Origin of the sequence: Streptomyces atriruber, from assembly GCF_001418325.1 — a bacterium.
In the GTDB taxonomy this organism is placed as follows: Bacteria; Actinomycetota; Actinomycetes; order Streptomycetales; family Streptomycetaceae; genus Streptomyces; species Streptomyces atriruber.
Window position 1 is genome coordinate 174 of the sequence record NZ_LIPN01000375.1, and the last position, 7,684, is coordinate 7,857.

Genomic DNA, 7,684 nt, shown 5'->3' on the forward strand with positions numbered 1-7,684 from the left:
CGGCGCGGGCAAGACCACGCTCCTGCGCGCCCTCCTCGGCCTCACCCCGCGCGCCCACGCCCTGCTGCGGCTCGGCGAGGACGACGTCACCGCCCTGCCGCCGCACCGGCGCGGGGTCGCCTGGGTGCCCCAGGAAGGTGCGCTCTTCCCGCACCTGAACGCGCTCGGCAACACCGCGTACGGGCTGCGCGCGCAGGGCGTACGGCGTGCCGAGGCCCGCCGCGAGGCGCAGGCGTGGCTCGACCGGCTCGGTGTCGGGCACCTCGCCCACCGCAGGCCCGCCCAGCTCTCCGGCGGGCAGGCCCAGCGGGTCGCGCTGGCCCGCGCGCTGGCCGCCCGCCCCCGGCTGCTGCTCCTCGACGAACCGCTCGCCGCCCTCGACCAGACCACCCGCGCCCACGTCCGGCACACCCTGCGCCGCCACCTCGACGGGTTCGGCGGCGTCTGTCTCATCGTCACGCACGACCCCGTCGAGGCCGTCTCGCTGGCGGACCGGGTCCTCGTGCTCGACGAAGGGCGTACGTTGCAGGACGCGCCGCCCACGGAGGTCACCCGGCATCCGCGTTCGCCCTGGGTGGCCCGCATGCTCGGCCGCAACGCCTGGCCCGGCACCGCGACCGCCGACGGCACGCTCGCGCTGGCGGGGGAGGGGCGCCTCGTCGTCGCCGACCCGCTGGAGGAGGGCGTGCGGGCCCTCGCGGTCATCGCGCCGGAGGCCGTGTCCGTGCACTGCGAGAAGCCGGAGGGCAGCCCGCGCAACGTGTGGCCGGGAACGGTGCGTGAGATCACCACCGCCGGCAGCCGGCTGCGGGTGCTCGTTGCCTCGGTCGAGGCGCCCGACCTGGTCGCCGAGATCACTCCCCAGGCGGCCGTGGAGCTCGGGCTCGTGGAGGGGGCCGAGGTGTGGACGAGCGTGAAGGCCACGGAGGTGTCGGTCGTCGCGCTTTGAGGGGGTTGGGCGGCTCGGTGGGGCGCGGCCGGGCGGCTCGGCGGGGCGCGGCTGCGGGACGCAGCTCTACAGCGGCGCCTGCCACGTCGCCGTTGTGCCCGTCTCCACGCCGTCCGTGTCCCCGTCGTCGTACACCGTCAGCCGCACTCCCGAGCGGCCGTCCGGCAGCGTCGCCCGCGCGTCGATCGCGACGTCGACGCGCGTGACGCCGGTCCGGCGCGACGCCGCGGCCAGCGCCCGGCGCAGCGCGGCCAGCAGGTGGCCCGCCACCGGCTCCGTGACCTGGGCGTCGACGGCACCGGCGAAGTGCACCGACGGCTGGATGCCGAGGATCGCGGCCGCGCCCGCCGTCTCGCGCAGGATCTTGCCGCGGAACGTGGCCGGGGCGTCGGCGGGCGGCTGCTGGAGCGCGAAGATGGCCGTACGGACCTCCTGGATGGTGGACTCCAGCTCGTCGACGGCGTGGTCGAGCGTGGACTCGACCTTGGTCGACCGGGCCCTGCGGCGCGTCGACTCCAGCATCATGCCGGTCGCGAAGAGGCGCTGGACCACGAGGTCGTGCAGGTCGCGGGCGATCCGGTCGCGGTCCTCGAAGACCGCGAGACGCTCCCGGCTCTGCTGGGCGTCGGCCAGGACGAGGGCCAGCGCGGCCTGCGAGGCGAACTGCGTGGCGAGCAGGCGTTCGGCGGAGGTGTAGGCGGGCGCGCCCCGCCTGCGGGGCAGTGCGAGCGTGCCGATGAGGCGGCCCGCGGCCCGCAGCGGCAGCATCATGCTCGGGCCGAAGCGGGCCCGCACGTGCGTCGTCATACGGGGGTCGGTCGCCGAGTCGTCGATGTACACCGGCTCGCCGCCCAGGAGTTGGGTGAGGACCGCGCTGCCGGGCTCGATGGTGGTGCCGATGAGGTCGTTGTGGTGGGTGTGGGGAGCGGGGGTGGTCCTCGGGGGCTGCTGGGGCGTGCCGGTACGGGACCCTTCCGCCCCGGGACCGGTGACGCGCACCGCCCCCTCGCCGGGCGCGCGCCTGCCCGCCGACGCGCCCCACCCGTGCGGCTCGCCGTCCGTGGCGGCCGCGACGATCCGCATGCCGCCCGCCTCCGTGGGCTGCAGGATCACGCCCGCCGCCGCGCCCGCGAGGATCCGCGCCCGGTCCGCCACCGTCATCAGCGCGTCCGCCGCGGCCTCACCGGTGAGCAGGGCCGTGGTGACCGCGGCCGCGCCCTCGATCCAGCGCTCCCGCTGCCGGGCCGCCTCGAACAGGCGTGCGTTGCCGATCGCGATGCCCGCCTGGCTCGCCAGGACCTTCAGGAGCTGCCGGTCCTCGTCGGTGAAGGGGTCGCTCCCGGCCTTCTCGGCGAGCAGCAGGGTGCCGAACGGGTCGTCATGCACGTGGATCGGTACGTCGATGACGGTGCCGTCCGCGTTCGGGCGCACGCCGGGAACGCCGTCCGGGAAGCGGCCCGGGCCGCCCGCCACGAACAGCTCGGCCGGGCCCTCGTGACCCGGGGCGTCGACGCCGAGCGTGCCGAGCCCGGCCCCGGTCAGCCGGGCCGCGCTGTCCACGATGTGCTGCAGCGTGGCCCGGAGTTCGAGGTCCGTGCCGACGCTCAGGACCGCTTCGAGGATCGGCTGCATCGAGGGCTGCGGTGCGGTGTCGGCTCCTTCGGGCATCGGCATCTCGGTCACGTACGACGTACTCCGTGGTCGGTGGAGACAGGTGCTGGCTGCTCGGCCGCGCCGGTCTGCTCGGCCGGGCCGGTCTGTTCGGACCCGTCGGGTCGGGTCAGCCGGAGAGCGGAGCCAGCGCCAGTGGTTGGATCTTGCCCTCAAGCATCGCACCGAGCCCCAGCACAGCGCACACATCCGGCCGTTCCGCGATATGTACGGGCATACCGGTCGCGTCCCGCAGCATCTGGTCGAGGCCCGGGAGCAGCGCGCTGCCGCCGACCATCATGATTCCGCGGTCCGCGAGGTCGGCCACCAGGTCCGGCGGGCAGTCGCGCAGCACCTTGCCGATGCCGTCCAGGACGGCGGTGAGCGGGGTGTGGATGGCGTCGCGGACGGCGGCCGTGTCCACCTGGACGGAGCGGGCCAGGCCCGTCGCGACGTCCCTGCCGTGGATCTCGGTCGACTCCGGGCCCTGCGGGGTGAGGCCGTTGCCTCTCAGGGCGAGCTGGAGGGGGCGTACGGACTGGGAGGGCAGCATCAGTTCGTGGTGGTGGCGCAGGTGCTGCACGATCGCGTGGTCGATGGCCTCGCCGCCGACGGGGATGCGCTCCGCGGTCACGATCGAGCCGAGGGAGAGGACCGCGACCTGCGTGGTGGCGGCGCCGCAGACGAGGATCATCGTCGCCTCGGGGCGCTCCACCGGGAGGCCGCAGCCGACGGCCGCCGCGATGAGGGTGTCCACCAGTTCCACGCGGCGGGCGCCGAGCCCGACCATCGTCTCGACGGCGGCGCGCTGGGCCAGCGGATCCGCGTCGTGCGGCGTGCAGGCGGCGGCGCGCAGCCGGGGCTTGCGGCGCAGGGTGCGGCGGAGCTTCTCGCCGATCAGATGGCGCAGCATGCGCTGGGCCATCTCGATGTCGACGACGGTGCCGCCGGAGACGGGGCGGACCACCCGGATGTAGCCGGGCGTACGGCCCGTCATCTGCTCGGCGAACTGCCCCACCGCGATGAGCGCGCCCGTCCGCGTGTTGATGGCGGCGGCGCTCGGCTGGTCGACGACCAGGCCCGCGCCCTTCACGAACACCCGGGTCCTCGCGGCTCCCAGGTCGACGGCGATATGGCAGCGGCGCAACTGCTCCAGACTGACGGTCATGGCAGATCCTCCCGAGAGCGCAGACCGTACGGACCGTCGGACGGCGGTCCTGTCTCGCATCGTGCGGCGGACGCGCGCGGCCCGCGCGCTGAGCTGAGCCGGGCGGGGTGCCGCCGCACGGGTGGTGTTGACGGCGTCGCAGGCGGTGCGGTGGTTCGCGCGAACAGTGCGGTGGTTCCAGTGGACCCGGAGGGGTTGCTACCGAAAAGGCGCATACTCGCCGATCTGACGGGTTTTCACGCGTCCTGTGCGCGGACCAGGTCCACGAACGCCCGCAGGGAGTCGACGGTGCGTGGGGCTCCCGCTCCGGTGAGGTGCGTCGAGGCACGCCTGTCGGGCGCGTACCCGATGAAGGCGATCCCTGCCGTCCCGGCTGCGCGCAGCTCGGGAGCGGACGCCCCGAGCATCAGGCAGCGGTCCGGTGCGTCGCCGAGTCGTCGGACCGCCCGGTTGGGGCAGTCCGGGTCCGGCATGAGGCGGGTGAGGTCCGCTGTGCGGCCGTGGATCCCGCCGCGCGGGGCCGGGAGCCCGTGTGCTTCGAGGTAAGTCGACACGGCCTCGTGCGAGGTGTCGGTGACGATGGCGACGCGATGGTTCGTGAGGAGGCCGCGGAGTGCGCCTGCCTGGGCCAGCGGCTTCGCGGAGGCCGCGCGCTCCGTCTCCAGGGCGGTGAGGCGTGCGTGCAGTTCGGCGGCGTACTCCTGGTGATGGGCGAGGGCGCGCAGTACGTCCAGGGGGTGGGCGCGGTCCCCGCCGGACACGACGGCATCGCGCGAGTCCAGGAGCGGTACGCCGGACAGCGCGTCATCGAGGCGCCGGTACTCGCTGACCACGGAGAGGAGGGAGAGCGCCGCCGCACGTGCCGCGGCGTCCCGGAAGAGGTGGGTGAAGACGCCGTCGAAGCCGAGCAGGATCGGCGTGCCGGGAGGGGCGGGCGGTGCTGCCGTGACGCGGCGGTACCAGTGGTCGGTGCCGGGTGCCCGCCGGAACGCGGAGGCGTCCGGCAGTTCCCGGAGGCCGAGGCTCGTGTACACCGCGTCGGGGACCGTGACCACGGCCTCCCCCTCGCGCTCGAACAGCTGCCGCAGTTCTTCGGGGAACCGGGGCGAGTAGGCCGTCGGGCCGGGTGCTTGCGCGACCGTGACGGCGAGGGCCAGGTGCGGCAGGTCCGTGAGGAGGACGGGGAGCCCTTTCAGGAGGGCAGGAAGGAGTTGCAGAGGGTGGGCCTCGGGGGAGACTGCCACCTGCCAGCCCCGCGTGACCGGTTGGAACGTGTAGCGCGTCAGACCGCTGTGGGCCAGCAGGTCGGAGAGCCGCCGACCCAGCTTCTCCCGCAACGCGTCGGACCGGTCGCCGGGTGCGACGCATTCGAATGCGACCAGCGTGTGTTGCGGTTCTCCGCCCTCGATGCCGCGTCCGCGCAGCAGACGCTCCTGGATCTGGTCGATCTCCGCACGCGCCCGCACCGCGGCCGGTCCCGGCACCCCGTCCAGAGGCTCCCCACGCCACAGCGCGAGGGCCTCCCGCACCAGCTCGCGGGCGGTCTCCGCGTCCCCCGTCGCCCATGCCGCGTCGGCCAGCCGCCGGTAGCGGAACAGGTCGACGGAGTCGGCGTCCGGAAGGCGGAGGGAGTACCCGTCGGCATGCTCGGACAGCGGCAGCCCCATCACGTCGCGGATGTGGGCCAGACAGGCGTCGAGGAGGGAGAGGGTGGCGTCGGCGCGGTCGGCCCCCCACAGGCCCTCCGCCAGCTCCGCGTGCGAGAGGGGGCGGCCCTCGTGGAGCAGCAGCATGCAGAGCACCGCCCTGCATTCCGGCGTGCCCGTCGGTACGGGCTTGCCGCGCCGACGGACCGTGAACCAGCCCAGCAGCAAGCAGGCGACCTCCGGTGTCGGCTGCGAAGCGAGGTCCAACAGCTGTGCAGCGCCGCGGCGTTGGCGTTCCAGGCCGCCGGATTCGAGGTCGACGACGGCCGACTCCAGGGTCGTCAGGACCGCTTCCGGAAGGATGCCGGGGCGTACGGGGCCCGATGCCCGGCCCACCCGCGTCGCCACCGAACCCGTGTACGTCTCGTGGACGAGGCGCCCCAGCGCCAGCAGATCGGACCGGCGGGCCGCCTCGCCGTACGGAGTGAGAGTGAAGCCGCACAGGACCGGTCCGCGCTCCGTCGGGAGCCGCACCTGCTCCGCCGAGACGGCGCCGTGCGCGAGGCCTCGGGCGTGCAGGGCCAGGACCGCGTCGGCCAGCGGCGGCACCACCTGGAGGAGCTCCTCGCCGGGGAGTCCCTCGGGGTGTCCGAGAAGCAGCTCGTCCAGATTGCGGCCCGGTACGAACTCGACGACCAGGTAGGGGATTTCGCCGTAGGTGCCTCCGCCGCCGTCCACGCCGTGGTCCCGGACGGCGGCCACATGCGGGTGGCGAAATCCTTCGAGCCGCGCCGCCTCGGCCGCGAACGAGGCCCGCAGCCGGTCCGACGCCGTCAGGAACCGCTGCACCACCACGACCTCGCCCTCCCCACCCCTGGAGAGGTCGTCCGCGAGCCACACGCCGGGGCTCCGGCCGATCTGTTCCACGCCCCGGTAGCGCCCGCCGAGCAGGTGGTCCCGTTCGCCGCCGAGCTGCCGGACGCTCTCGGGGGTGACGGTCGCGAACGCCCCGTCCGTGCCGGTCTCCGCGCCCGCGCCCCCGGCGTCCGGCACATGGGCCACCGCCCGCAGTTCGCCGGGCGCGACGCCCGCCCGGTCGTCGATCAACCCGCCCACCTGGGCGAGGAGCTCGCGGATCCGCCCGCGCGCCGTGCGCGGGAGGCTGCGCAGCAGCAGTTCGCGTACGCCGTCCCGGAAGGCGTACGCGCCCGGCGGGCCCTCCGGGGACTCCGCGAGCATGCCGCTGAGGATCACCTCGGCGAGGTGCTGCGGCCGCGGGTTCCTCTCGACCGCCCGGTGGACCAGCCGCATGACCGGCAACTGCGGTTCGCCGAGAGCGAGATGACCGGCCAGCCGGAACGCCTCGGGCGAGGCGGTGGAGCGGAAGCGCAGCACGAGCTCCTCGGCGGTGAGCCGGGTGATGTCCTCGCGGGCCGGGGTGCCCGCATCCGGCGCGGGGACCGGCCGCATCGGCGACAGCGGCGGCGTCGGCGGCAGCCAGGCGACCGAGCCGGGGACCCGGGGCCCGCCCGGGTCGGTGACGAGCGCCGACCAGTTCGCGAGCCAGTTCGCCGCCGGTTCCAGGACGGGCAGCGGCAGGGCGTCCTCGGGCCGTGGCGACAGGAGGGGGTCGAAGGCGGTGAACGAGAGCGCGGCGGAAGGGGCCGCGGGGTGCGGTGCGGAGAGCAGGCCGGGAGTCGTCGGCAGGGCGGTGGTGCGCCACAGCGCTTCGGGGAGTGGCTGGACCACGGCCAGCGGTGTGTGTGCCGCCCAGCGGCGCAGCGTGCGGTGCCAGCGGACGGCGCCCGCGCCCTCGCGCCATTGGGGGCCCATGCAGTCGCTGACCACCAGGACGGCGGTGCGGCCGTCGGCGGGCACGGACGCCGCCCGGGCCGGGACCGTGCCGTCGGGGGCCGCGCGGTGGAGCTCGACCGTGCGGAAGACGCCGGACTGGGCCAGCGCGGCGTGCAGTTCCCGTACGAGCGGCCGCCACATCGGCATCGTGGCCCCGCCGTCGTGCACGATGCAGAGCCGGAGCCAGCGCTCCGGGGACGGCGCGAGAACCGGCAGCCAGCCCTGTGGGCGTCCGCCGAGGAGCGCGATGCGGTGGGCGGTGGCCTCCTCGTCGAGGAACCGTCCGGTGGGCGAGGGGACGTACCGCTTGAGCGGGCGCACCGCTCGTTGCAGCGCGAGCGGGTGGGCGATCATCGGCGGGACGGGCACGTGCAGGGGGACGCGGCGGGTGCCCGGTGCGGGCGGGCGCGGTGCGGC

At 75.1% G+C, this 7,684-nt stretch carries 4 protein-coding genes; 1 reads left to right on the forward strand and 3 read right to left on the reverse strand.

Annotation, left to right across the window (positions count from 1 at the left end; translation table 11 throughout):
- The coding region (locus tag AOK03_RS32665) for an ABC transporter ATP-binding protein (protein ID WP_244177839.1) at positions 1 to 949 on the forward strand (949 nt) is incomplete at its 5' end.
- Positions 950 to 1,015: 66 nt separating this feature from the next.
- On the opposite strand, the gene AOK03_RS32670 is transcribed toward AOK03_RS32665, so the two are convergent.
- The 3 genes from AOK03_RS32670 to AOK03_RS32680 form a co-directional block, all read right to left on the reverse strand.
- Positions 1,016 to 2,623 carry a GAF domain-containing protein gene (locus tag AOK03_RS32670; RefSeq protein ID WP_063792626.1) on the reverse strand — a complete coding sequence of 536 codons (1,608 nt, stop codon included), beginning with the start codon at positions 2,621 to 2,623 and terminating at the stop codon, positions 1,016 to 1,018.
- Positions 2,624 to 2,729: 106 nt separating this feature from the next.
- Positions 2,730 to 3,767, reverse strand: coding sequence for a rod shape-determining protein (mreB, locus tag AOK03_RS32675; protein WP_055569003.1), 1,038 nt, complete (start codon positions 3,765 to 3,767; stop codon positions 2,730 to 2,732).
- A gap of 236 nt (positions 3,768 to 4,003) precedes the next feature.
- A partial coding sequence (locus AOK03_RS32680; RefSeq protein ID WP_279616347.1) for an SAV_2336 N-terminal domain-related protein occupies positions 4,004 to 7,684 on the reverse strand: 3,681 nt, incomplete at its 5' end.